Source organism: Azospirillum sp. TSO35-2 (assembly GCF_003116095.1).
Taxonomy (GTDB): Bacteria; Pseudomonadota; Alphaproteobacteria; order Azospirillales; family Azospirillaceae; genus Azospirillum.
In genome coordinates this window covers 1,423,591-1,445,535 of record NZ_LGRA01000021.1, presented here as the reverse complement: position 1 = coordinate 1,445,535, position 21,945 = coordinate 1,423,591, and the positions used below count along the sequence as shown (strand labels likewise).

Annotated in this window: 19 protein-coding genes and 1 pseudogene; 8 read left to right on the top strand and 12 right to left on the bottom strand. The window is 70.0% G+C overall.

Translation table 11 applies throughout. The annotated features are described in order from the left end of the window. The 3 genes and pseudogenes from TSO352_RS22670 to TSO352_RS22660 all read right to left on the bottom strand — a co-directional run. Positions 1 to 183: pseudogene (locus tag TSO352_RS22670) on the bottom strand (branched-chain amino acid ABC transporter permease); the annotation flags it as partial. A gap of 5 nt (positions 184 to 188) precedes the next feature. Beyond that, positions 189 to 1,094, bottom strand: a complete 906-nt coding sequence (locus TSO352_RS22665; protein WP_109109463.1) for a branched-chain amino acid ABC transporter permease LivH — start codon at positions 1,092 to 1,094, stop codon at positions 189 to 191. Positions 1,095 to 1,515: 421 nt separating this feature from the next. After that, entirely contained in the window at positions 1,516 to 2,286 is a 771-nt protein-coding gene (locus TSO352_RS22660; RefSeq protein WP_109109462.1) for a hypothetical protein, read from the bottom strand. Positions 2,287 to 2,554: 268 nt separating this feature from the next. On the opposite strand from TSO352_RS22660, the gene TSO352_RS22655 reads away from it, so the two are divergent. Continuing rightward, positions 2,555 to 3,511 carry an ROK family protein gene (locus TSO352_RS22655; protein WP_109109461.1) on the top strand — a complete coding sequence of 319 codons (957 nt, stop codon included), beginning with the start codon at positions 2,555 to 2,557 and terminating at the stop codon, positions 3,509 to 3,511. A 49-nt stretch (positions 3,512 to 3,560) separates the two neighbouring features. On the opposite strand, the gene TSO352_RS22650 is transcribed toward TSO352_RS22655, so the two are convergent. The 5 genes from TSO352_RS22650 to TSO352_RS22630 form a co-directional block, all read right to left on the bottom strand. Further along, a complete protein-coding gene (locus TSO352_RS22650) occupies positions 3,561 to 3,947 on the bottom strand; it encodes a hypothetical protein (protein ID WP_109109460.1) in 387 nt (128 codons plus the stop codon). 108 nt (positions 3,948 to 4,055) lie between these two features. Further along, positions 4,056 to 5,774, bottom strand: coding sequence for a glycosyltransferase family 39 protein (locus tag TSO352_RS22645; protein ID WP_247872320.1), 1,719 nt, complete (start codon positions 5,772 to 5,774; stop codon positions 4,056 to 4,058). After that, positions 5,771 to 6,106 (bottom strand): lipid-A-disaccharide synthase N-terminal domain-containing protein, encoded by a 336-nt coding sequence (locus tag TSO352_RS22640; RefSeq protein ID WP_109109459.1) that lies wholly within the window; start codon positions 6,104 to 6,106, stop codon positions 5,771 to 5,773. The genes TSO352_RS22645 and TSO352_RS22640 overlap by 4 nt, the downstream gene beginning before the upstream one ends. 33 nt (positions 6,107 to 6,139) lie before the next feature. After that, positions 6,140 to 6,898: a glycosyltransferase family 2 protein gene (locus TSO352_RS22635; protein ID WP_109109458.1), complete on the bottom strand. Its 759-nt coding sequence runs from the start codon at positions 6,896 to 6,898 to the stop codon at positions 6,140 to 6,142. Between the two features lie 118 nt (positions 6,899 to 7,016). Continuing rightward, positions 7,017 to 8,699 (bottom strand): DegQ family serine endoprotease, encoded by a 1,683-nt coding sequence (locus tag TSO352_RS22630; RefSeq protein WP_109109457.1) that lies wholly within the window; start codon positions 8,697 to 8,699, stop codon positions 7,017 to 7,019. Positions 8,700 to 9,152: 453 nt separating this feature from the next. On the opposite strand from TSO352_RS22630, the gene TSO352_RS22625 reads away from it, so the two are divergent. Then, complete coding sequence (locus TSO352_RS22625) at positions 9,153 to 9,998, top strand: helix-turn-helix domain containing protein (RefSeq protein WP_109109456.1); 846 nt, start codon at positions 9,153 to 9,155, stop codon at positions 9,996 to 9,998. Between the two features lie 99 nt (positions 9,999 to 10,097). Here the strand turns inward: TSO352_RS22625 and TSO352_RS22620 are convergent, their stop codons facing one another. After that, positions 10,098 to 11,978 (bottom strand): PAS-domain containing protein, encoded by a 1,881-nt coding sequence (locus TSO352_RS22620; protein ID WP_109109455.1) that lies wholly within the window; start codon positions 11,976 to 11,978, stop codon positions 10,098 to 10,100. Positions 11,979 to 12,243: 265 nt separating this feature from the next. Between TSO352_RS22620 and TSO352_RS22615 the strand changes: the two genes are divergently transcribed. The 4 genes from TSO352_RS22615 to TSO352_RS33615 all read left to right on the top strand — a co-directional run bounded on the left by TSO352_RS22615 (position 12,244) and on the right by TSO352_RS33615 (position 15,558). Next, on the top strand, positions 12,244 to 12,669 hold the full coding sequence (locus TSO352_RS22615; RefSeq protein ID WP_109109454.1) for a YqaA family protein: 426 nt from the start codon (positions 12,244 to 12,246) through the stop codon (positions 12,667 to 12,669). Positions 12,670 to 12,912: 243 nt separating this feature from the next. Beyond that, positions 12,913 to 14,391, top strand: a complete 1,479-nt coding sequence (gene ccoG, locus TSO352_RS22610) for a cytochrome c oxidase accessory protein CcoG (protein WP_109109453.1) — start codon at positions 12,913 to 12,915, stop codon at positions 14,389 to 14,391. Positions 14,392 to 14,601: 210 nt separating this feature from the next. Then, positions 14,602 to 15,156 carry a hypothetical protein gene (locus TSO352_RS22605; RefSeq protein WP_109109452.1) on the top strand — a complete coding sequence of 185 codons (555 nt, stop codon included), beginning with the start codon at positions 14,602 to 14,604 and terminating at the stop codon, positions 15,154 to 15,156. Between the two features lie 228 nt (positions 15,157 to 15,384). After that, the gene (locus TSO352_RS33615) at positions 15,385 to 15,558 is read left to right on the top strand and encodes a hypothetical protein (protein ID WP_199231697.1); all 174 of its coding nucleotides are present in this window, start codon (positions 15,385 to 15,387) and stop codon (positions 15,556 to 15,558) included. Between the two features lie 24 nt (positions 15,559 to 15,582). On the opposite strand, the gene TSO352_RS22600 is transcribed toward TSO352_RS33615, so the two are convergent. The 3 genes from TSO352_RS22600 to TSO352_RS22590 form a co-directional block, all read right to left on the bottom strand. Then, positions 15,583 to 16,749 (bottom strand): cytochrome c peroxidase, encoded by a 1,167-nt coding sequence (locus tag TSO352_RS22600; protein WP_109109451.1) that lies wholly within the window; start codon positions 16,747 to 16,749, stop codon positions 15,583 to 15,585. Between the two features lie 133 nt (positions 16,750 to 16,882). Beyond that, positions 16,883 to 17,719: a uroporphyrinogen-III synthase gene (locus TSO352_RS22595; protein ID WP_109109450.1), complete on the bottom strand. Its 837-nt coding sequence runs from the start codon at positions 17,717 to 17,719 to the stop codon at positions 16,883 to 16,885. Positions 17,720 to 17,792: 73 nt separating this feature from the next. Beyond that, positions 17,793 to 18,410: a class I SAM-dependent methyltransferase gene (locus TSO352_RS22590; RefSeq protein ID WP_109109449.1), complete on the bottom strand. Its 618-nt coding sequence runs from the start codon at positions 18,408 to 18,410 to the stop codon at positions 17,793 to 17,795. A gap of 326 nt (positions 18,411 to 18,736) precedes the next feature. On the opposite strand from TSO352_RS22590, the gene TSO352_RS22585 reads away from it, so the two are divergent. Together TSO352_RS22585 and TSO352_RS22580 are read left to right on the top strand one after the other, a co-directional pair. Continuing rightward, positions 18,737 to 20,551, top strand: coding sequence for an ATP-binding protein (locus TSO352_RS22585; protein WP_109109448.1), 1,815 nt, complete (start codon positions 18,737 to 18,739; stop codon positions 20,549 to 20,551). Continuing rightward, positions 20,544 to 21,944, top strand: coding sequence for a sigma-54 dependent transcriptional regulator (locus tag TSO352_RS22580; protein ID WP_247872319.1), 1,401 nt, complete (start codon positions 20,544 to 20,546; stop codon positions 21,942 to 21,944). Before TSO352_RS22585 ends, TSO352_RS22580 begins: the two co-directional genes overlap by 8 nt. The last annotated feature ends 1 nt before the right edge of the window (position 21,945 follow it).

The window sequence follows — 21,945 nt, the reverse complement described above, 5'->3', positions numbered from 1 at the left end:
CGCCTCGATGCCGAGCCCGGTCGGGCGGTCGACGGTGCGCAGGCCGACCAGCGGCACGGTCAGCAGCAGGGCGACGAAGGCGGCGAGCCCGGCGTCCTTGATGATGGCGGCCCAGTCGACGGCGCGGCGCTTGCCGTTGATGGAATAGTGAGGGTGCGACGGCGCGTGGGAAGGGGTGGTCATGGCGCTTACACCTTCTCGATCTCGGGCCGGCCGAGCAGGCCGGTGGGCCGGAAGATCAGGACGAGGACGAGGATGGTGAAGGTGGCGACGTCCTTCCATTCGGAGCCGACATAGCCCGACCAGAAGGCCTCGATCAGGCCGATGACCACACCGCCGAGCATGGCGCCGGGCAGCGAGCCGACGCCGCCGAGCACCGCGGCGGTGAAGCTCTTCACCCCGGCCAGGAAGCCGATGTAGAAGTCGATGACGCCGTAGATCAGCAGCACCATCATGCCGGCGACGGCGGCGAGCGCGGCGCCCATGACGAAGGTCAGCGAGATGACGCGGTCGACGTTGACGCCCAGGAGGCCGGCCATCTTCTTGTCCTGCTCGCAGGCGCGCTGGGCGCGGCCCAGCGAGGTGCGGTTGATCAGGATGGTGAAGCCGACCATCAGCACCAGCGTGATCAGGATGGTGGCCAGCCGCACGTAGCTGACGGAGACGGCGCCGTCCATCAGGGTGAGGTTGCCGGGCAGGATGGGCTGCAGCGGCTTGGAGCGGGCGCCCTGGAGGATCTGGATGTAGTTCTGCAGGAAGATCGACATGCCGATGGCGGAGATCAGCGGCGCCAGCCGGGGCGAGGAGCGCAGCGGCCGGTAGGCGATGCGCTCCACCGTCCAGCCATAGACGCTGGTGAACAGCATCGAGGCAGCCAGCATCAGCACCAGCGCCAGCGGCACCCAGGTGATGCCGAGCGCCCCGATCGCCAGGAAGGTGATCAACGCCACAAAGGCGCCGATCATGTAAATCTCGCCATGCGCGAAGTTGATCATGCCGATGATGCCGTACACCATCGTGTAGCCGATCGCGATCAGGCCGTAGATCGCTCCAAGCGACAAGCCGTTGATCAATTGCTGTAGAAAATAGTCCATCGCCTCATCCCACCTTCAGCGCGGTGCAAAGGCAGGGTGCGGCGGCACGGGCACGCTCCGCACACCGCTCTCGCAACAGCAGCCCCCTGTCTGGTGCAGCCCGTCCATTCACCAAGCGGAATGCCGGTTCGTCCGGAGTTCCGCCTATCGGCCTGACGGACCATGATTTTTACCGTTCCGGAAGGCTATCCCACGCCGGCGGCGCCGGGCAAGACAGCGTTTTCCTGACCTTTTCGGTAGTACCAGCCTGACGGATTTTTGCAAGACAGATTTGTGCTGTCCGCATGCGTGGGGCTGCCGATGCCGGGACCGGGAGCGCCGCCGGGAACGAAAAAGCCCCGCCAGCGCGGGTGCGCGGGCGGGGCATTTCCCATAACGGCGCGACTGGCCGGAGATCGGCCGTCCGTCGAACGGCCAGACGTCAGCGGGCGGCGACGGTCTGCTTGGACGAGGCCTGGGCGACCTTCGGCTTGGCCGGAGTCTTGGCCGGCTTCGCCTTGGCGGGCTTGGCCGACGCGACCTTGGCGGACGGCGCGGCCGGCGCCTGGGCGACGGCGTAGTTGGTGTCCGGGCCGCTGACGACCTTCACGTCGCACAGCGGCTTGCTGGCCAGATGCATCAGGCCGGCGTTCTTCTCGTCCGAGGTCAGCGTGCGCAGGTCGTCGGCGGTCAGGGTCATCGCCGCGTTCGAGCGATCGACGAAGTTCGCGCAGTACTGGGCGATGCCGATGGTGGCGGCGCGGCGGCTGATCTCATTCGCCAGCTCGGTGCGGAACATGTCGAACTGCCGGGTGGCGTTGCCGCCGCCGGTGCGCTTGTAGTAGCTGATCAGCGACGCTTCCGAGCTGGACAGCAGGGCGCGGTTCTTGACCGAGAAATCCTGGTAGGCGTCGAACGGCTTCTTGTCCGGCACCACCGTGCGGCAGGTCAGGCCGACCACCATCATCTCGGTGTGCAGGCGCATCAGCTGCTCGGCCGCGTGCTCGCTGCGGTTGTAGCAGGCGCCGACGGGGGTCACGCCGCCCGACGCGGCCGGCTTGGCCTTCGCGGCAGCCGATTTCGCGGCGGGCTTCGCGGCCTCCTTGGCAGCGGCGGTCCCCGCGGTCATCGGCAGGGCGAGCAGCGCGCCGAGGACGGCGGCTCCGGTCAGGGCTTGGAACGAAAGGCGAAGGGCAGCGCGCTGGCGACTCATCAGGGGCTCCGGTGGCGCGGTACGTTTGGACGGGTGGAGGCGGGGGAACGAGTGGGCATCGCCCGGCCGACGGCGACCTTCTACCCGAACACCCGGATCGGTCAACGGGAATTGCCCGGACCCGTCCATTTGTTCTATGACCGCGGCGGCGCGGCCACGCCCCCGGACGGCGCCAACCGCTCGCCGGTCGCCCGATGCCGGAGGGCTGGACGCCGCGGGGACGGCGACGCTATGGATGGACGGCGCAGCGCCAACAGGATCGGTCATCATGTCACGCACCGGAACCGGATTTGAGAGCGGACACCGCATCGGGATCGACCTGGGCGGGACGAAGACCGAAGGAATCCTGCTCGATCATCAGGGCCAACAGGTGGCACGCCTGCGCGTTCCCACGCAGCGCGGCGACTACGCCGCCACGCTGTCGACCATCCGCGATCTGGTCGGACGGCTGGAGGGCGATCTGGCCGGGGCGAAAGCCACGGTCGGCGTCGGGATTCCCGGCGCCGTCTCCCCGGCGACCGGGCGGATCAAGAACGCCAACTCGACCTGGCTGAACGGGCGCGACCTTCCGGGCGACCTGTCGGCGGTGCTCGGCCGCCCGGTGCGGGTCGAAAACGACGCCAATTGCCTGGCGGTGTCGGAGGCGACCGACGGCGCCGGGGCCGGCTGCGGCGTGGTGTTCGCCGCCATCCTCGGCACCGGCTGCGGCGCCGGCATCGTCGTGCACGGCCGGCCGCTGGGCGGGCGCAACGCCATCGCCGGCGAATGGGGCCACAACCCGCTGCCCTGGCCGACCGGGGCCGAGCGTCCGGGCCCGGCCTGCTATTGCGGCAGGCACGGCTGCCTGGAAACCCTGGTGTCCGGGCCGGCGGTGGCGGCCGACCATGCCGCGGCGACCGGCGCCACGCTCGACGCCAAGACGATCCTGCAGCGGGCGGCGGAGGGCGGGGACCCCGACTGCGCCGCCACGGCGGAGCGGCTGGTCGACCGGCTGGGCCGCGGGCTGGCGGCGGTGATCAACCTGCTCGACCCCGACGTGATCGTGCTGGGCGGCGGCCTGTCGAACGCCGACCTGCTGTACGAGCGGTTGCCGGCGGCGATGGCGCGCTGGGCCTTCACCGACCGGCTGGACACGCCGGTCCGCCGCGCGCAGCACGGCGACTCCAGCGGCGTGCGCGGGGCGGCGTGGCTGTGGCGTCCGGGGGAACGGCCGGACGCCGGCTGAAAAGACGGCTGAAGCTGAAAAAGGCGGCTGAAAGGGGCGCGGAGCCCCCCTACCAGCGCTCGACCGTGCGCGGCGGCGGCGGCGCGTCGCCGCTGAGCGGCGCGGCCTTCTTGGTGACGTCGACCGGCGGCGGCGTCAGCGAGTGGGTGTTGGAGTAGTGGCGGGTGGTCTTCTGCACGTCGGTGCCGTAATGCGCCATGCCGGCCCGGAACTCGCCCTTCTTGCTGATGGCGCCCCAATGGGACGGTGGCGGGGCGGGAAGCGGCTGCGCCTGCTCCAGGTTGCGCATGTAGGGACCGGTCGGCACCATTTCCTTGTACACCCAGGGATCATACTCTTTCTTCTGGGCGTGGGCCGGCAGCGCGAACGCCATCATCGCGAGCGCCACGGCGGCGGAGGCGGTTGCGGTCAGGGCAGCGGGGGCAACGCGGGTCATCGAACAGGCGCCTTTCGTCCGGGACGGATCGGAACGCCCAGTCGACCGGAAAGCCGCCCCGCCGTCCAATGCGGAGGCGCGTTACCCACCCCGGACGAACGCCTGCCCTTATGAACCGCCCAGCCGGTAGAGCGTCAGGTGCAGGCGCTTGCCGGTGTTGTAGTTGAAGCCCGACAGCTCGGCCAACGGTGCCGGCGTCGCGGCGCCCAGGGCCGCGCGGAAGCCGGCATCCTCGCGGTCCTCCACCAGCGCCAGGGCGCAGGCGGGGTCGGCGGCCAGATGCTCCGCGGCGGCCGGGCCGTGCACCAGCCGGGTCGGGGTGCCGAGCAGGAAGACCAGGCTCGGCTCCGAATAGCCGGCGGCGGCGACCACGCTGGTCGGGCAGGGCCGGTTCTGCGCCACCGCCCGCGCCGCCTGCCGGCTGACCCACACCCCGTCGATGCCGGGCAGCACCACGGCGTAGGTCCCGGCGTAGAGCACGGCCGCCGCCGCCACGCCGGCCGCCACGCCGATGCGGCGGTCGCCGCGCACGAACGCCCGCAGACAGAGCGCGAACAGGCCGCCGACCGCCGGGACCAGCGCCAGCCCGACCGGGTCGACGCGGCGGTCGACCAGATAGGGGATCACCGCGACCGCCAGCGTCAGCGCGCCGAAGCCGAGCGCGCCGAGCGCCACCGCGACACCGACCAGCCAGCGGCGCCGCCAACTCCGTTCCAGGCCCCGGCTGCGGTCGAAGCCGTCGAGCAGCGCCGCGGCGGCCAGCGCCGCGATGGCCGGGAAGACCGGCAGCGTGTAGTGCAGCAGCTTGGTCGGCACCGCCTCGAACACCAGCCAGCTCGGCACGATCCAGGCGATGCAGAAGCGGACGGGATCGAGCCGGCGGCGCGCCCACACCCAGGGAACCGCCAGCAGCGCCAGGACCGACCAGGGGCCGAAGGTGACCCAGAAGGTGCCGAGGTAATAGCCGGGCGGCAGGCCCTTGCCCTCCTGCCCGCCCGACACCTTGCCCAGCATGTCGTGTCCGACCGACTCGGCGAAGAAGGCGCCGTTGCTCTTGATGGCGATGGCGATCAGCCAGGGGGCGGCGATGGCGACGACGATGGCGAGCCCATGCAGCGGCTTCAGCCGCTTGAGCCAGCCGGCCTCGCGCTCCCACAACGCCAGCACCAGGGCGGTGCTACCCGACACCAGCAGGACCAGCGGGCCCTTGATCAGCACGCCGATGCCGGCGGCGATCCAGAAGACCAGCGGCGCCGTCCAGCCCGCCCGCCCGGTGGGCGCCGGAGCGTGCCGGGTCAGGTAGAGCTGCGCCAATGCGGCTTGTCCGGCCACCACGGTGGCGAGCAGCACCGCGTCGGTCTTGGCCATCCGCGCCTCGACCCCCAGCACCACGCATGACGCCATCATCAGCCCGGCGAGAAAACCGGCGGGGGCGCCGAACAGCCGCGCCGCGGTCCAGGCGCTGCCGAGGACGGCCAGCAGGGCGCCGGCGAAGGACGGGATGCGGTAGGTCCAGATGACCTTGTCCGTGCTGCCGCGCACCCAGTCGGCGGCGGCGGTCGCCGCGCTCTGCAGCCAATAGATGCCGACCGGCTTCTTGTAGCGCGTCTCGTCCTGGAAGCGGATGTCGACGTAGTTGCCGCTGTCCAGCATCTGCGACGACGCCTGGGCGAAGCGGGCCTCGTCGCGGTCGAAGGGCGGCAGGACGGTGAAGCCCGGCAGGAACAGCGCCGTGGCGATCAGCGCCAGCAACGCGTAGGCGTAGAGCGGCAGGCCGGTCCGAAGCGGAGCGGCATCCAGGGCGCGCGGGGTGTCGGGAATCCTCACGATTTGCTCGGCACCGGGTTGCCGTCGGCCAGGGATTTCTTGTGGGTCCAGACGAAGTAGACGTTGCGGGCGTAGATCACCAGACCCATCCCCTGCCCCAGCATGAACACCGGATCGAAGCGGTAGAAGGCGTAGGCGAACAGCAGGACGCCGCCGCCCAGCGAGAAGTACCAGAACATCTCCGGCACGACGCTGCGGCGGGCCTTTTCGCTGGCGATCCACTGCACGACGAAGCGCATGGTGAACATCAGCTGGGCGAAGAAGCCGATGCCGACCCAGATCAGGTCGGTCGTGCTTTGCCCCTGGAACCACGCTGCGGCGCGCTCAAGCATCGAATATTCCTGTCCCGCGAGGATCACGGCCGGTCAGAGCTGTTCGGAGACCGGCGACAGCTTGGTCCGCCGCTTCAGCCAATAGACGCCCAGCAGGTCGACGACGCCGATCAGGCCGCGCTGCCAGTTGTTGTATTTGGACACGCCGCGTTCGCGCGGGCGATGGTTCACCGGCACATAGGCGACCGGGTGGCCGTGGGCGCGGAACAGCGCCGGCAGGAAGCGGTGCATCGCGCTGAAGAAGGGAAGGTCGAGGAAGGCGTCGCGCCGGAACAGCTTCAGCCCGCAGCCGCTGTCGGTGCAGCCGTCCTGCAGGAAGGACTGGCGGACCGCGTTGGCGATCCTGGACGCCCAGCGCTTGGACAGGCTGTCCTGCCGCTTCTTGCGCAGGCCGCCGACCAGCACCGGCGCGCCGGCCTCGCCCGTCGCCACCAGCGCGAACAGCGCCGGTATGTCGGCCGGGTCGTTCTGGCCGTCGCCGTCCAGGGTCACGACGAACTCGCCGCGCGCCGCCTTCACGCCGCTGCGCACCGCGGCGCTCTGGCCGGAGCGGCGGAGGTGGTGCAGCACGCGCAGGCGGCCGGCGGCGACCGCCGGGGCCAGCCGCGCCTGGGTGTCGTCATCGGACTGGTCGTCGACGAAGATGACCTCGAAACCGCCCGGGAATCCACCGGACGGCGCCAGCGCCCGCTCGATCTCGTCGAGCAGCGGCAGCACATTGTCGGCCTCGTTGAAGACCGGGACAACCACCGACAACCGCACCGGTTGGCCGCTCTCCGGAAAAATGCTCACGGCTTCTCATCCCATCCGCCAAACGGGCCGCAAATTACTCTCGCGGCGCGGCGAACGGTAGCGGAAAAGGAAGGGGCGGCCGCGGGGGCCTGCCCCGCTCCGCCCGCGCCGGACCGGCTTACCCCTTCTTATCCTCCAGCGGCAGCGGGACATAGCGCAGGTCGCCGCCGCGGCTGACCAGCATCAGCAGGGTCTTGCGGCCCTGCTGCCGCGCCTGGGCGATGCGCGATTCCAGGTCGGCGGGGGTCGCCACCGGTTCCTGCCCGGCCTCGACGATGACGTCGCCGAGATCGAGGCCGCGGCGGGAGGCGGCGCTGTCCTGGTCGACCTCCGTCACCACCAGCCCGTCGATGTCGGCGGCGATGGAGAAGGTTTCGCGCAGGCCGGGCGTCAGCGGCGCGAGCTTCAGGCCGAGCGCGGTCTTGGTCTCCTCCGGCTGGGCGGAGCGCGGGGTGCCGCTCGACCCGGACATCGCCACCTGCTGCGGCTCGTTGCGCAGTTCGCCCAGGGTCACCTGCACCGACTGGGTTTGCCCGCCGCGCAGCACGCTGAGCGGCACGGTGCTGCCGATCCGGGTGGCGGCGACCATGCGGGGAAGCTCGCGCATCTGCTCCACCGGCGCGCCGTTGAAGCCGGTGATGATGTCGCCCTGGCGCAGGCCGGCGGTTGCCGCCGGGCTGTCCGGCGACACGCTGGTGACCAGGGCGCCGCCGGTCCCGGTCATTCCCAGGCTCTCGGCGATGTCCGGCGTCACCCGCTGGACCTGGACGCCCAGCCAGCCGCGCCGCACCGTGCCGCCGTCCTTCAACTGGTCGATGATCGGCTTGGCCAGCGACGACGGGATGGCGAAGCCGATGCCGACCGATCCGCCGGTCGGCGAATAGATCGCGGTGTTGATGCCGATCACCCCGCCGTCGATGTCGTAGAGCGGGCCGCCGGAGTTGCCGCGGTTGATGGCCGCGTCGGTCTGGAGATACTCGTCGTAGGGGCCCTGCTGGATGTCGCGGGCGCGGGCCGACAGGATGCCGGCGGTGACCGACCCGCCAAGGCCGAAGGGGTTGCCGATGGCGACCACCCAGTCGCCGACCTGCACCGATTCGCTGTCGCCCCAGTGGGCGGAGGTCAGCGGCTTGTCGGTCTTCACCTTCAAAAGCGCCAGGTCGGTCGGCCCGTCGGACCCGACCAGCGTCGCCGGCAGCTTGGTGCCGTCGTGCAGGGTGACGGCGATCTCCGCCGCGTCGCTGACCACGTGGTTGTTGGTGACGATCAGCCCCGACGGGTCGATGACGAAACCGGAGCCGAGCGCCATGCCGGGCTGCGCGCCGGGACCGCCGGGCCCACCCGGCCCGCCCGGTGCCGGTCCGCCGGGGGCGGCCTGCCCCTCTTCGGCGCTGCCGTCGCCACCGCCCTTGCCAGGGCCGCCGCCGCCGCGCTGGCGTTTGCGGAACTCGCGGAAGAACTCCTCCAGCGGGGAGCCGGGCGGCACCTCCAGCCCCTCCGGCGCACGGCCGGCGGCCTGCGGCGCCTGGGTGCTGGAAATGTTCACCACCGTGTCGATCTGTGTCCGGGCAAGGTCGCGGAACGACGGCGGCGCGTAGGTCCGGCTGGCGTTGGGCGCCGGGCTCGCGGCCGGATTGGCCACGGCGGCGTCCCCGGCCACGGCCGGATTGGCCGACGCCGGCATCGACAGGGGAAGCGCCGCGGCACCGGTCAGCAGCGCGGACAGCGCCAGCGCCGAAAGGCGGGGCCGGGTGGAGGTGCCAGGATGATCAGGCGAACGCGGCGCGGGCGCATGCGGCATGGACGGTCTCCACCGAAGCAGTTGGGCCGAAACAGTTGGGCCGAAGCCGTTGAAGCCAAGAACGATCGCGACGACGATCGCAACGGGCCGACCGGGTCCGTCTGGATGGCGAAACGCACCAACCCCCGTCCGGGGTCCATCGCTCTTTTGAAAAGATGAATGCCACCGATGGTTTTTAAAAGCCGGCGGGGTCGGCAACACCGAATCGTCGCGCCCGCCCGTCTGCATTGGGCAACATTGGGCAAGCGGCACAAAATCACCATTCCCCGCAAAGTTATGCTGGCATTTTTGAGAAGAGTTTCCGATAGTCATCCGTACCGAAAACATCGCCCGCCAGCGTGAAGCCCGATGTAGCTGACGCACGCGCCCGCGTGGTCCCGCGTTGGAAGCGTTCGGTTCGGGTAAACATGCTGACGAATGACTGAAAATTCACTTTGGCAACCGAGCGATATAATGAACGCAGAAACCGGGAGCGAACCGGAGTCTCCCAAGAAGCGTGGGCGCATTCCGCAGTCGGCGTGGCCCCAAATTCTTGACCGTTACCGCAGTGGCGCGACCCTGTCGGCCATTGCGCGCGAGTTCGAATGCACGCCCAGCGCGATCTCCTACATCATCAAGAAGGCGGAAGCGGCAGGCGGCCAGGGTGAATTGAAGGTTGGCGACGACACCGCCGATGCGGCGGACGACTCCACGGCGGCTCCGGTGACCGAAGCCGCCGCCGAGGTCCCCACCCCCGCGGCGCCGGAACCGGCCCCGGCCGAAGCGGCGCCCCCGGCCCCGCCGGCCGCGGAGGAACCGCGCCGCGACGCCCGTCCGGCCGGGCGCACCACGACCCGCGGCACGCTGACCCGCACGCCGCGCGCTGAAACGCCGGCCGATTCGGGCAGCCCGGCCGAAACGCCGGCGGCTCCGGCCGCCCCGGCGCCGACGGAAACGCTGCGCCTGAACCGTCCGGAACCGGCGCCCGCCCCGGTCCCGACACCGGTCGCCCCGGCTCCGGCGGCTCCGGCCGCCGCCGCGGTGGAAGCGGCGGCTCCCCGTGTGGCGGGGCAGCCCTCGGCTCCGGTGGACGCGGTGGAAGGTCGCCTGCGCGACACCGCCAAGGCCTGCATCTCCGCCTACCGCGGCTGGAAGCAGCAGCCGAGCGAGACGACGATCCAGTCGCTGTCCGAAACGGTGCACGAGTTGCGCAAGGCGCTGGCCCGCGTCGAAATCGACATGTCGGCCAGCCGTCGCGAGGAACAGGCGATCCGCCCGATCCCGATCCCCGCGCACCGCGCCTCGCGCCGTCCGAACTGACCGTCTTTTCAAAAAGCCGGTTTGAAAAAACCTCCGCCCTGTCCGGGGCGGAGGTTTTTTGTGCTTTTCAAAATAAAACGCGCGCCGTTGCCGTCGCCATCACAGCGGAAGCGGGTCGCCCGGCGTGACCCGCGGGAAGCGCAGGGTGAAGATGGCGCCGGCACCGGGCGCGCCGTCCAGCCGCAGGCGTCCGCGCAAGTTGCGGGTGACCAGCGTGTAGACGATGTTGAGGCCCAGCCCGCTGCCGCCGCGGTCGCGGCTGGTGGTGAAGAAGGGCTCGAACACCTTGCTGTGCAGATCGGCCGGAATCCCGCGGCCATCGTCGGCATAGACCAGTTCCACCTCGCCGCCCGACAGGGTGACGGTGATGCTCAGCCGGCCGCGCACCCCGGGCTCATAACCGTGAAGGAGCGAGTTGATGACGAAGTTCGTCAGGATCTGCCCCAGCGCGCCGGGATAGCTGTCGAGCGTGAGGTCGTCCGGGCAATCCACCGTCACGGCGTGGCCGGCGCGGCGGATGCGCATGCCCAGGCTGCGCAACACCTCGTGGATGTAGTGGTTCAGTTCGAAGACGCGCCGTTCCTCGCTGGCCTGATCGACGGCGATCTGCTTGAAACTCTGGATCAGCCGGGTGGCGCGTTCGATGTTCAGCAGCATCAGCTGCGTCGCCTCGTCGGCGATGTCGATGAACTCCGCGAAGTCGCCGCGCCGCAGTCCGCCGGCTTCGAACAGCCGGCGCAGCGCGCGCGTCTTCTCGGCCAGCAACGAGGCGCCGGTCAGGGCGATGCCGACCGGCGTGTTGATCTCGTGCGTCACCCCGGCGACCAGCGAGCCGAGGGCGGCCATCTTCTCCGCCTGGATCAGCTGGACCTGCGCCTCCTTCAGGTCGTGGAGCGCGTGTTCGGCCTCCTCCTTGGCGGCGCGGACCGCTTCGGCGGCGCGCACGCTTTCGGTGACGTCGGTGTGGGAACCGACGATGCGGAACGCCCGCCCGTCGGTCCCCGGCACGCCGATCGACCGGGTGTCGAGATAGACGATCGCGCCGGACCGGTGGCGGTAACGCTGAAGAAGGCGGCTCTCCGACCGGCGGCCGGCGGCGAATTCGTCGATCATCGCCAGGGCATCGGTGCGGTCGTCGGGATGGATCATCTCCTCCCAGCGCTGCCGGCTGTTGTCCATCGCCGCTTCGTCGTAGCCGAGCAGCCCCCACCATTGCGGCGAGAACCACACCTCGCCGGTGCGCAGATCCCATTGGGAAATGCCTTCGCGGGCGGCGCGGATGGCCAGTTCGAACAGCTCGCGGCTGGCGGCCAGTTCGCGCTCCGCCTGCTTGCGCTGGGTGATGTCGGTGTAGGTCGTGACGAATCCGCCGTCCGGCAACGGCAGGGTGACCGTTTCGATCACCGCGCCGTCCGGGCGGACCCGCTCGTTGTAGAAGGGCCAGGAGGCGGTGCGGATGTATTCCAGCCGGTGCGCCACCAGATCGTCGATGTCGCCGGCGCCATAGCCGCCGCGCTCGGCGATGTGGCGGACGACCACCTCGTAGGGCTGGGCGTAGCGCGGAAAATCAGGGTCGATGTACAGCAGCTCCAGCACCCGGCGGTTCCAGGCGACCAGCCGCAGGTCGCGGTCGAACGCCATTACTCCCTGGCTGAGGCAGTCGAGGACGAGGCTGGTCTTGGCCCACGGCCCCTGCTCCGCCACGGTCGCGACGCCCGGCGGCGGCGTCTCGACCGCCGTCAGCAGGTTTTCACCCGGCGCCCCATGGCCCAGCGCCAGCGTCACCCGCGCGCCGTCCGGCAGCCCGCGCGTCACCGGACAGCCCCGGCGCAGGTCGGCGATCCCCACCGCCCCCAGCAGACCGTCGAGCAGGCTGCCGAGCGTCGCCTCAGCGGGCGCGCCGAACCGGGCCGCGAAGGCGGCGTTTGCCCACATCAGCCGGTCGTCGGCCCCAAAGCGGGCGAACCCGGTATCCCCCATGCGCGTGCGCTCTCCCCCCGGACATCGGGCCTGCGGCCGAAAGCCGCCACCGGACCGCGCGGGTGAAGTCCCGCCATCCCGACACGCGCCGCGGCTTGCGCCCGCATTCTTGTCTCTCGACGGTTGCCGAGCAAGCGCGATTGCACCGCCGGTTCGGCCGGCCAAGGCGCCAAACAGCCCTTGAATCACCGCAAGAGCTTCGCCTAATCCTGGGCCCAAGCCGGAACCGCGTGGCCAAGCCGTTGGCCGGAAAGAGATTTGCACGATGTCCGACCTCGCGGCCTACGGCAGCCTGTTCCTGGTGGCGCTGGCCGCCGCGACGATTTTTCCCGCCCAGTCCGAGCTTCTGCTGGCCGGGCTGCACGCGTCCGGCAACCATCACGACGGTGTGCTGGTCCTGGTGGCGACCGCGGGGAATGTCGCCGGCTCCACCGCCAACTGGGCGCTGGGCCGCTACCTGATGCATTTCCAGGACCGCCGCTGGTTCCCGGTGTCGCGCGGTCTGGTCGAACGGGCGACCGGCTGGTACCGGCGTTTCGGCGTCTGGTCGCTGCTGTTGGCCTGGGTGCCGGTGATCGGCGACCCGCTGACGCTGGTGGCGGGGATCCTGCGGGTGGATCTGCGGCTGTTCCTGCTGCTGGTCACCATCGGGAAAGCCGGACGATACGCCGCACTGATAATCGTGGTGTAGCACAGTATAGTATTAATATTATGGTGCGACCCCGATGTTCCGACACAATATTGGGCTTGTGGCGGCAAGGGCAGACGCAGTATCAACCCACCGGGTCACGCGGGCCGCTCACAGCCGCGAAAAGCCTTGGCTCAGCAAGGGCTTTTCAAAATATCGACGCTCTTTGACCGAGGTCAAAGAGCGCCGCATCGGCGATCGACTACGCTCCGCGCCAACGTGGAACTGGAAGCCAGGCGCCTCGACATGCCAGACGGAAGCATCGTTCAGCCGGAAGCGGGTCAAACCGCCAAGATTCCCCTGTTCGAAACCCATAGGAAAGTTCATCCGAAGGCGGTCAAGGGCCTCTATCGGCGTCTGAAGACCATCACCTTTTCAGTGCTGCTGGCGCTGTTCTTCATCGCCCCCTGGATCCGGTGGGAACGCGGCCCCGACGCCCCGGCGCAGGCGGTCCTGTTCGACATGACCACGCCGCGCTTCTTCCTGTTCTGGATCGAGATCTGGCCGCAGGAAATCTACTACCTCACCGGCATCCTGATCGTCGCGGCGCTGGGCCTGTTCCTGGCAACGGCGCTGGCCGGACGGGTGTGGTGCGGCTTCACCTGCCCGCACACGGTGTGGACCGACCTGTTCGTGTGGATCGAACGCGTGTTCGAAGGCGACCGCGCGGAACGAATCCGCATGGACAAGCAGCCCTGGACGGCGCGCAAGATCCTGCGCAAGACCGGGAAGCATGCCGGCTGGATCGGGCTCAGCCTCGTCACCGGCTTCGGTTTCCTCGCCTATTTCACCGACGCGCCGACGTTGCTGGGTGACCTGCTGACCTTCAACGCCAGCTACGAGGCGGCGTCCTTCTTCGCGATCTTCGCCGGCATGACCTACATCATGGCCGGCTGGACCCGCGAGCAGATGTGCATGTACATGTGCCCGTGGCCGCGCATCCAGAGCGCGATGCTGGACGAGCATTCGCTGGTCGTCACCTACCAGGCCGCCCGCGGCGACAACCGGGGCCCGAAGCGCAAGTCGCAGAGCTGGGACGAGCGCCGGACCCAAGGCTTCGGCGACTGCATCGACTGCGGCCAGTGCGTGCAGGTCTGCCCGATCGGCATCGACGTGCGCACCGGCGAGCAGGCGGACTGCATCAACTGCGGCCTGTGCGTCGACGCCTGCGACAGCATCATGATCCAGCAGGGCCTGCCGACCCGCCTGATCGCCTTCGATTCGCTGGCCGCGCAGGAAACCCGCGCCACCGGGAAAAGCTACGAGTGGCGGCTGGTCCGTCCGCGCGTCATCGTCTACGCCCTGCTGATGCTGGTCATCGGCGGCGCCATGGCCTGGAGCTTCGCGCTCCGCCCCAGCCTGAACATCACGGTGCTGCGCGACCGCGCCCCGCTGTTCGTGACGCTGTCGGACGGGACGATCCGCAACGCCTACACCTTCAAGGTTGCCAACAAGACCCGGCAGAACCGTGCCTACACCCTCAGCGTCGCCGGCCTCGCCGGTGCCGACATCAAGGTGATCGGCGAGGCCGGCGACGAGACGGCCGCCCACACCGCCACCATTTCGGCCTCGCCGGACAGCGTCGCCACCTACCGCGTCTATGTGACGGCGCCGCGCGCCGCGGTGACCGCCGCCTCTCTGCCGATGAGCTTCGAACTGGTCGACACCGCCAACAGCAGCGCCAGGGACAGCCACGCCAGCGTCTTCATGGGACCGGCGAACTGAGGCGTCCCGCGCGCCCGCGGGAGCGATAAAGGCGGCAGGCTGGCGGATCGGCCTACCGCCTTTTTCCGCTCGCGCGCAAAAGGGAACCATCCGCATGGGCAGTTTGCGGATGAAGACCGGCGTCTCACCTGACTCTCCGAACGAGGACTCGGCACTCCGGAACGGAGCCCGAGTCCCTCGGACCGGAGCCCGAAACGAGGTGAGCGCCCCATGCTTTTCGATTTCGAACCGTCGGGCATCAACGACACCTACCTGCGGCTGACCCGGGGTGGCCTGTCCTGCATCGTCGCCCCGGCGGGGTTGTGGAACGGTCTGCTGCGCGTCAACTACATCGTCGCCGGCGCGCCGGGCGGCGAGCCGCACATGATCTTCCGCAGCCTGGATGTCGGCTGGGATGACGGCCGCTTCTGCTGGAAGGGCCGCGCCGCGCCGGTGATGACCAGTTCCGCCATGGTCGACATCCTGCTGGAACGTGGCCTGGTGAACGACGCCGAGGCGGAGCGGCTGCTGTTCGGCATCAACACCCCGGCCGCCGGCGCCTCCTCCGACGAGGCGTTGATGATCCGGGCGATGCTCGGCGGCTGCAGCTTCACCCCCGTCTACGACACCCAGCCGCTCAGCACCGAAGCGCCGGTCGTCGCCGGCTTCGCGATGCGCACCCTGTCCGACCCCGGCGCCTACATGCTGGAAGCCCGCGGCGGCGTGCCGGTGCTGGACGGCGAGGCGCGCGACGCGCTGCGGCGGCAGGTCGGCGCCGTGCTGTAGGGGAGGATGCCTCCCGCGTCTTGCCCTTGTTCTTTGGTCCAACCCGCGCCGGGAAACGGTGGTTTTCCACGTCTTATGACCGGCCCGGTCCTGCCCTATGGCGTACGCATTAAACCTTCGGGCGATAGAAACTGTCACGTTGTGTGGTCATTCTAAGGAAGGCCGGTCACAGGAGCACGACACCGCCCTTCACCATCCGACCCAATGCGCCCGGGGAGCCGATCCGCCATGAACGCCAGCCTGACCAACCGCTGCACGTCTCTGATCGACCGCGCCCGCGCGGCCTGGCTGCGCCGCCCGCTGGCGCAGAAGCTGGCCGCGCGCCGGACCGACCGCCGCCCCCGGATGCGGATGGAGTTGCTGGACCTGGAACTCTTCCGCATCGACATCGGCGGTCGGTGACACCGGCGACCGATAAAGCCGCGGTCACTTCAAGAGCGGTTCGTAGCGCGCGTCGGTCAGCGTCTTCATGAAGGCGACCAGCGCCTTGACCCGCCGGGTGTCGAGCGCCGGGCCCGATTCCAGCTCCTTGGTCGACAGGTTCGCCCCCAGTTCGGGCGGGCCCCAGGGCCGGCCGGTTTCCGGATTGATCGCCGCCTTCTCCGTCCGGTTGTTGTAGTGGTCGTAGAAGCGGACGACGGTTTCCAGATCCTTGAACACCCCGTTGTGCATGTACGGGCCGGTCACGGCGACGTTGCGCAGGGTCGGCGTCTTGAACGTCCCGTCATAGGCCGGCTTGGCGGCGGCCGGGTTGTCGTGCAGGCCGCGGTCGGCGAAACCGGGCTTGGCCGTGGCATCGCGCAGCGCCGGGTTCGCCGGCACGCCAATGTTGTGGTATTCGTAGTTGGTGAAGGTCTCCCCCACCGTGGCCGGCATCGCCTTCAGCTTGTGGCACTGGTTGCAGTTGGTGAACTGGGTGGAGAAGAACAGGGTCATGCCCAGATCCTCCTCCGGCGACATCTTGTACTCGCCCCGCAGATAGCGGTCGTACTTCGAATCGAAGGGCGAAAAGACGTCGGTCTTCTCGAAGGCGGCGATGCTGTCGGTCATCGCGTCATAAGCCCGTTCGGCGTCGTCCAGCACCCCGGCGCCATAGAGCGCCACGAAGGCGCGGGCGTAGTCGCCGTTCTCGGCCAGCCGTTGCCGGACCTGCTCCTTCGAGGTCATGCCCATCTCGCCGGGGTTCAGCGGCGGACCGCCAGCCTGTTCCTTCAGCGTCGCCGCGCGCCCGTCGTGGAACTGGCCGCCGACCGCCTTGCCCTCGGCGGTGATGTGGAAGGCCGGGCTGAACTTCGCGTAGGACGCCGTCGGCGCGTTGCGGTCGCCGACCGAGGTGCCGTCGGCGCCGACCGACGCCGCCCCGCCCGCCCCGCCGCTGCGCGGATCGGCGAAGCCGGAGGACGGGTTGTGGCAGTCGGCGCAGGATTGCGTCCGGTTGGACGAAAGGTTGGCGTCGGAAAACAGCGCCTCCCCCAGCGTTTCCCGGGATGACAGCTCGGCCGCCTCCCCTGCGGCGCTGCCACCGGCGAGGCCGGCCGACAGAAGCACCAGCGCGAGGGCGCGGCGGGAAAACGGCGATCGGGTGACGGGCATGACGACGCTCCTGGCAGCAACCGGCCCGCCAGGGGATCAGGTGCCTGGGAGCCGGCGCCCACTCTGCGCGTCAAAGGTTAAACGGCAATGAGAATCGTTATCAGATGGGTGGGGCGAATTGACGCCCTCCCCCTCACCCGGCCCCGTCGGTCAACAGCTTGCGGATCGCGGTGACCAGCGGCTTCATGTGGAAGGTCGATTCCGGCGAGACGGCGACGGTGCCGCCGGCCGCCTCCACCGCCTCCGCCACCACCGGGCCGACAGCGGCGATGCGGGTGCGGGCAAAGGCCTCGCGGAAGGCGTCGGCAAGACCGCAGGCCTCCGCCACCTCGTGCAGGCGCCGCACCTGGGGCGACGCGGTGAAGGCGACGAAGTCGATGCGCCCGGCGGCCATCTCGCGGATCGCCGCCTCGACCGACCCTGTCTCCGAATCGCTGGCGTAGCGGTAGGGGGTGACCGCCAGCGGCGTGCCGCCGCGCGCCCGCACCGCATCCAGCAACGGTTCGTTCGGGTTGCCGGGGTAGAGCTGGACGCCGACGGTCCGGCCGTTCAGATCCTCGTCGGCCAGCGCGGCAATCACCCCCTCGGTCGTCGGGGTGGGGGCCGATTTGTAGGGGCCGCAGCCGATCTCGCGCAGCACCTTCACCGGCTTCGGACCGCGCACGAAGACGCGGGTGCGGCCGATGGCAGCGACCACGTCGGCCTCGCGTTCCATCCGGCGGGCGACGGTCATCAGCCGGCGCAGCCCCTCGCCGGTCAGCAGGATGATGTCGTCGAACCCGCCGGCCAGCAGCCGGTCGAGCCACGCCATCGCCGGCGCCGGGTCGTCGAGGTCGAGGATCTTCACCATCGGGCAGCGGATGGTTTCGGCGCCATGCTGCTCCATCATGCCGGCGAACAGGTCCAGATCCCGGCTTTCCGGCACCAGAATCCGCTTTCCCGCCAGATCGCCGCCCGGATTGATGGCCATGCCTGCCTCTCTGATCGTCGTGTGGTGGGCGGACTCTAGCAGCAGCGGGTGCCGCCGGTCACGCACCGCGCCACTACCGCCGGCAATGCAGCAGACTGAACAGGCCGAAGGGCGGCAGGGTGCGGATGCTCTCCACCGCCAGCCGCGACCCGGTCATCATGGCGTCCAGCGTGAAGTCGGGGCGCCAACCGAGCTTCTTGGACAGCGGCGCCAGCCACCCCTCCACCGCGCGGCGCAGGCCCGGTTGGGGCGCGGCGAAGTGGTTGACGATGACGATGTCGCCGCCGGGTTTGCAGACCCGTTCCAGTTCGGCCATCGTGCCCTGGGGGTCGGGGACCACGGTCATGACGTACATGGCGACCACGACGTCGAAGCTGCCGTCGGCGAAGGCCAGCGTGCCGGCGTCCATCTCCAGCAGCCCTTCAACGTTGTCGAGACGCTCGCGCGCCACCCGCTCCTGCGCAACCTTCAGCATGTCGGTCGACAGGTCGATGCCGACGACGCGGTTGTCCTTGCGGTAGTCGGACAGCGACAGGCCGGTGCCGACGCCAACTTCCAGGATGCGCAGGCCGCCGCGGCGGTTCAGCCACTCCACCGCCGCATGGCGGCCGGAGGCCAGCAGCACCCCGAACACCCGGTCGTAGAAGCCGGCGTAGCGGCGGTAGGCGGCGCGAATGGATTCGGCGTCCATGGTTCTGTATCCCCCCTCTCGATCCCGATCGGCCCGACCCGGCTGTCACCCCAGGTCAAGCCCAAGCCTGCGGCGGCAACCATAGCGGTCTTTCGCCCGTCATGAAAGTGATGCAAACAACAAGCGCGGGGCTTTTTCATCGCACCACCGCCCGTTCATTTGGGATATCACGAGCGGTCATTTGTTTGTTCTTTCTTGATTGAACGACCATTCAAAAACAGATCGCGGCATCGACACCCGGCCATCCCGCACCCGCCGGCGCTCCCCGGCACAGCGGACGGAAAAGGCGCTGGACAGCGTCGGCGCCGCGGCTCCATAGACAGGCCATGGCCGACACACCTCCCACCCGTCCGGTGCGGCGCCGCCGGATGGCGCTCCTTGCCGTGGCGTTGGCAGCCGCCACCGCGCTGGCCTGCTGGGGTGCCTACCGCTGGGCCGAAGCGGGGGCGCGGGCGGCGCTGACGCTGAACGGCGACCAGCGGCTCGGCCTGTACGCCAGCAGCATCCGCAACGCGGTCGGGCGCTACGACTATCTGCCCTTCCTGGTCGCCCGCGACCACGAGGTGCTGGGCCTGCTCGAACAGCCGTCGGAGCCGGCGCGCGACGCGGTCAACCGGCGGCTGGAGGCGGCGAACGCGGCGGCCGGCTCGGCGGCGCTCTATGTGGTGGACCGCGACGGGCTGGCGCTGGCGTCCAGCAACTGGCGCGACCCGGCGCAGAGCTTCGTCGGCCAGACCTACGACTTCCGCCCCTATTTCCGGCAGGCGGTGGAGGATGGCGGCGGGCGTTACTTCGGCATCGGCGTCACCACCGGCCTGCCCGGCTATTTCCTGTCGCAGGCGGTCCGCCAAGCGGAGCGGCTGATCGGCGTCGCCGTGGTCAAGATCGACCTGGAGCCGCTGCAACACGACTGGACCGCCGGCGGCGAACGGGTGCTGGTGACCGACGAGAACGGCATCGTCTTCCTGTCCAGCCACGCCGACTGGCGCTACCGCGCGCTGCGCCCGCTGCCCGCCGCGGTGAAGGCGCGGTTGGCCGAAACCCGGCAGTACGACCGCAGCGACCTCAAGCCGCTCGGCCTGCATGACGGTCCGGTGGAGGAGAGTGGCGCCCGGCTGGTCAGCCTGCCCGATCCCGCCGCCGGCCCCGCCGCACCCGCTGCCGCCCGCCGCGCCTACCTGATGCAGGAACTGCCGCTGCCGGAGTTCGGCTGGACCATCCGCCTGCTGTCCGACCTGGAACCGGTGCGGACCGAAGCGGCCGGGGCGGCGGTGCTGACCGCGATGGGCATCCTGCTGCTCGCCGCCGCCTCGGCCCTGGGCTACCAGCGGCGGCAGACGCTGCGGCTCCAGCGCGAGGCGCGGGCGATGCTGGAACGCCGGGTGGAAGAGCGCACCGCCGAACTGGTCACTGCCAACCGCGTCCTGCGCGAGGCGCAGGAAGAGCTGGTCCAGGCCGGCAAGCTGGCGGCGCTGGGCCAGATGTCGGCGGCGCTGGCGCACGAGATCAACCAGCCGCTGGCCGCCATCCGCACCTTCGTCGCCTCCACCCGCCTGCTGGCCGAACGGGGCGAGACGGTGTTGGTGCGCGACAATCTGGCGATGATCGGCGATCTGGCCGAACGGATGGCGGTGTTGTCCGGCCACCTGAAGGATTTCGCCCGCAAGGGGCCGGCGCGGGTGGAGGCGGTGCCGGTCGCCCGCGCCATGGACCGCGCCCTGGCCCTGCTCGCCCCCCGCCTGCGCGACGAGGACATCCGGGTCGAGCAGGCGATCCCGGCCGAAGCGCGGGTGCGCGGCGACGCGGTGCGGTTGGAGCAGGTCTTCGTCAACCTGCTGCGCAACGCCGCCGACGCCATGGACGCGGTGGCCGACGACCGCCGCCTGACCCTGACCGCCGCCCGCGTGGCGGAGGGCTGGGAGATCCGCATCCGCGACACCGGCACCGGCATCGCCGAGGCGCACCAGTTCCAGCTGTTCGACCCCTTCTTCACCACCAAGGAGGTCGGGCAGGGTCTGGGGCTCGGCCTGTCGCTGTCCTATGGCATCGTCCGCGACTTCGGCGGCACCCTGCGGGCGGAGAACAACCCGGACGGCGGCGCCTGCTTCGTCGTCCTGCTGCCGGAGGCCCATGATGGCTGATACGCTCCCCGTGCCGGAGCCGATGCCGGTCCTGTTCGTCGATGACGAGTTGGCGATGCGGGTGTCGGTCACGCAATGGCTGCAACTGGCCGGCTTCGCGGCGCAGGGGTTCGAGACGCCGCAGCCGGCGCTGGACCGGGTGACGCCCGACTTCCCCGGCGTGCTGGTCTCCGACCTGCGGATGCCGCGGATGGACGGCATGGCGGTGCTGGAGCGCGCGCTGGAACGCGACGCCGACCTGCCGGTGATCCTGGTCACCGGCCATGGCGACGTCGCCCTGGCGGTGGAGGCGATGCGGCGCGGCGCCTACGACTTCATCGAAAAGCCGTTCGAGCCCGACCATCTGGTCGCCGTCATCCGCCGGGCCGGCGAGAAGCGGCGGCTGGTGCTGGAGAACCGTGGCTTGCGCCGGCGCATCGCCGCCGACGCGGCCGGCGGCGGGATCGAGACGCGGCTGATCGGCACTTCGCCCGCCATCGCCGAGTTGCGGCGCGAGCTGCTGGACCTCGCCGCCACCGGCGTCAGCGTGCTGATCCATGGCGAAACCGGCACCGGCAAGGAGCTGGTCGCCCGCTGCCTGCACGACTTCGGCCCGCGCGGGGCGAAGGGCGCCTTCGTGGCGCTGAACTGCGGCGCCATCCCCGACAGCATGGCGGAAAGCGAGCTGTTCGGCCACGAGCCCGGCGCCTTCACCGGCGCCGCCCAGCGCCGCGCCGGCAAGCTGGAGCATTCCAGCGGCGGCACCCTGTTCCTGGACGAGATCGAGAGCATGCCGCTGGCGATCCAGGTCAAGCTGCTGCGCGCGTTGCAGGAGCGCACGATCGAACGGCTCGGCTCCAACAAGCCGGTGGCGGTCGACCTCCGGCTGGTGGCGGCGACCAAGACCGACCTGCTCGACCTCAGCGAGGAGGGCCGCTTCCGCGCCGACCTCTATTACCGGCTGAACGTGGCGGAGCTGCACATCCCGCCGCTGCGGGCGCGGGCGGAGGACATCCCGCTGCTGTTCGACTTCTTCGCCGCCGAGTTCGCCGGCCGCCACGGCCGCGAGCCGCGCCCGCTCGACCCGGCCGACGTCGACGCCTTGCTGGCCCACGACTGGCCCGGCAATGTGCGCGAGCTGCGCAACCTCGCCGAACGCCACGTCCTGTCGGTCGGCCGCAGCGGGGTGGCCGGGCTGCTGCGCCGCCGCCCGGTCGGCGGTGACGCCGCGGCGGCCCCGCGGGCGCTGGCCGATCAGGTCGACGCCTTCGAGAAGCGGGCGATCGAGCAGGCGCTGGAGCGCTGCAAGGGCGACATCAAGGCGGTGATGGAGCTGCTGGACATCCCGCGGCGCACCCTGAACGAGAAGATGACCCGCCACGGGCTGGACCGCGGGCGTTTCCTGCCGCGGTGAC

What these genes read in the sequence shown, in the direction of transcription:
- TSO352_RS22665 (WP_109109463.1), bottom strand. Translation starts at nt 1,094, where the DNA reads ATGGACTATTTTCTACAGCAATTGATCAACGGCTTGTCGCTTGGAGCG.
- TSO352_RS22660 (WP_109109462.1), bottom strand. Translation starts at nt 2,286, where the DNA reads ATGAGTCGCCAGCGCGCTGCCCTTCGCCTTTCGTTCCAAGCCCTGACC.
- TSO352_RS22655 (WP_109109461.1), top strand. Translation starts at nt 2,555, where the DNA reads ATGTCACGCACCGGAACCGGATTTGAGAGCGGACACCGCATCGGGATC.
- TSO352_RS22650 (WP_109109460.1), bottom strand. Translation starts at nt 3,947, where the DNA reads ATGACCCGCGTTGCCCCCGCTGCCCTGACCGCAACCGCCTCCGCCGCC.
- TSO352_RS22640 (WP_109109459.1), bottom strand. Translation starts at nt 6,106, where the DNA reads ATGCTTGAGCGCGCCGCAGCGTGGTTCCAGGGGCAAAGCACGACCGAC.
- TSO352_RS22630 (WP_109109457.1), bottom strand. Translation starts at nt 8,699, where the DNA reads ATGCCGCATGCGCCCGCGCCGCGTTCGCCTGATCATCCTGGCACCTCC.
- TSO352_RS22625 (WP_109109456.1), top strand. Translation starts at nt 9,153, where the DNA reads ATGAACGCAGAAACCGGGAGCGAACCGGAGTCTCCCAAGAAGCGTGGG.
- TSO352_RS22620 (WP_109109455.1), bottom strand. Translation starts at nt 11,978, where the DNA reads ATGGGGGATACCGGGTTCGCCCGCTTTGGGGCCGACGACCGGCTGATG.
- TSO352_RS22615 (WP_109109454.1), top strand. Translation starts at nt 12,244, where the DNA reads ATGTCCGACCTCGCGGCCTACGGCAGCCTGTTCCTGGTGGCGCTGGCC.
- ccoG (WP_109109453.1), top strand. Translation starts at nt 12,913, where the DNA reads ATGCCAGACGGAAGCATCGTTCAGCCGGAAGCGGGTCAAACCGCCAAG.
- TSO352_RS22605 (WP_109109452.1), top strand. Translation starts at nt 14,602, where the DNA reads ATGCTTTTCGATTTCGAACCGTCGGGCATCAACGACACCTACCTGCGG.
- TSO352_RS33615 (WP_199231697.1), top strand. Translation starts at nt 15,385, where the DNA reads ATGAACGCCAGCCTGACCAACCGCTGCACGTCTCTGATCGACCGCGCC.
- TSO352_RS22600 (WP_109109451.1), bottom strand. Translation starts at nt 16,749, where the DNA reads ATGCCCGTCACCCGATCGCCGTTTTCCCGCCGCGCCCTCGCGCTGGTG.
- TSO352_RS22595 (WP_109109450.1), bottom strand. Translation starts at nt 17,719, where the DNA reads ATGGCCATCAATCCGGGCGGCGATCTGGCGGGAAAGCGGATTCTGGTG.
- TSO352_RS22590 (WP_109109449.1), bottom strand. Translation starts at nt 18,410, where the DNA reads ATGGACGCCGAATCCATTCGCGCCGCCTACCGCCGCTACGCCGGCTTC.
- TSO352_RS22585 (WP_109109448.1), top strand. Translation starts at nt 18,737, where the DNA reads ATGGCCGACACACCTCCCACCCGTCCGGTGCGGCGCCGCCGGATGGCG.
- TSO352_RS22580 (WP_247872319.1), top strand. Translation starts at nt 20,544, where the DNA reads ATGGCTGATACGCTCCCCGTGCCGGAGCCGATGCCGGTCCTGTTCGTC.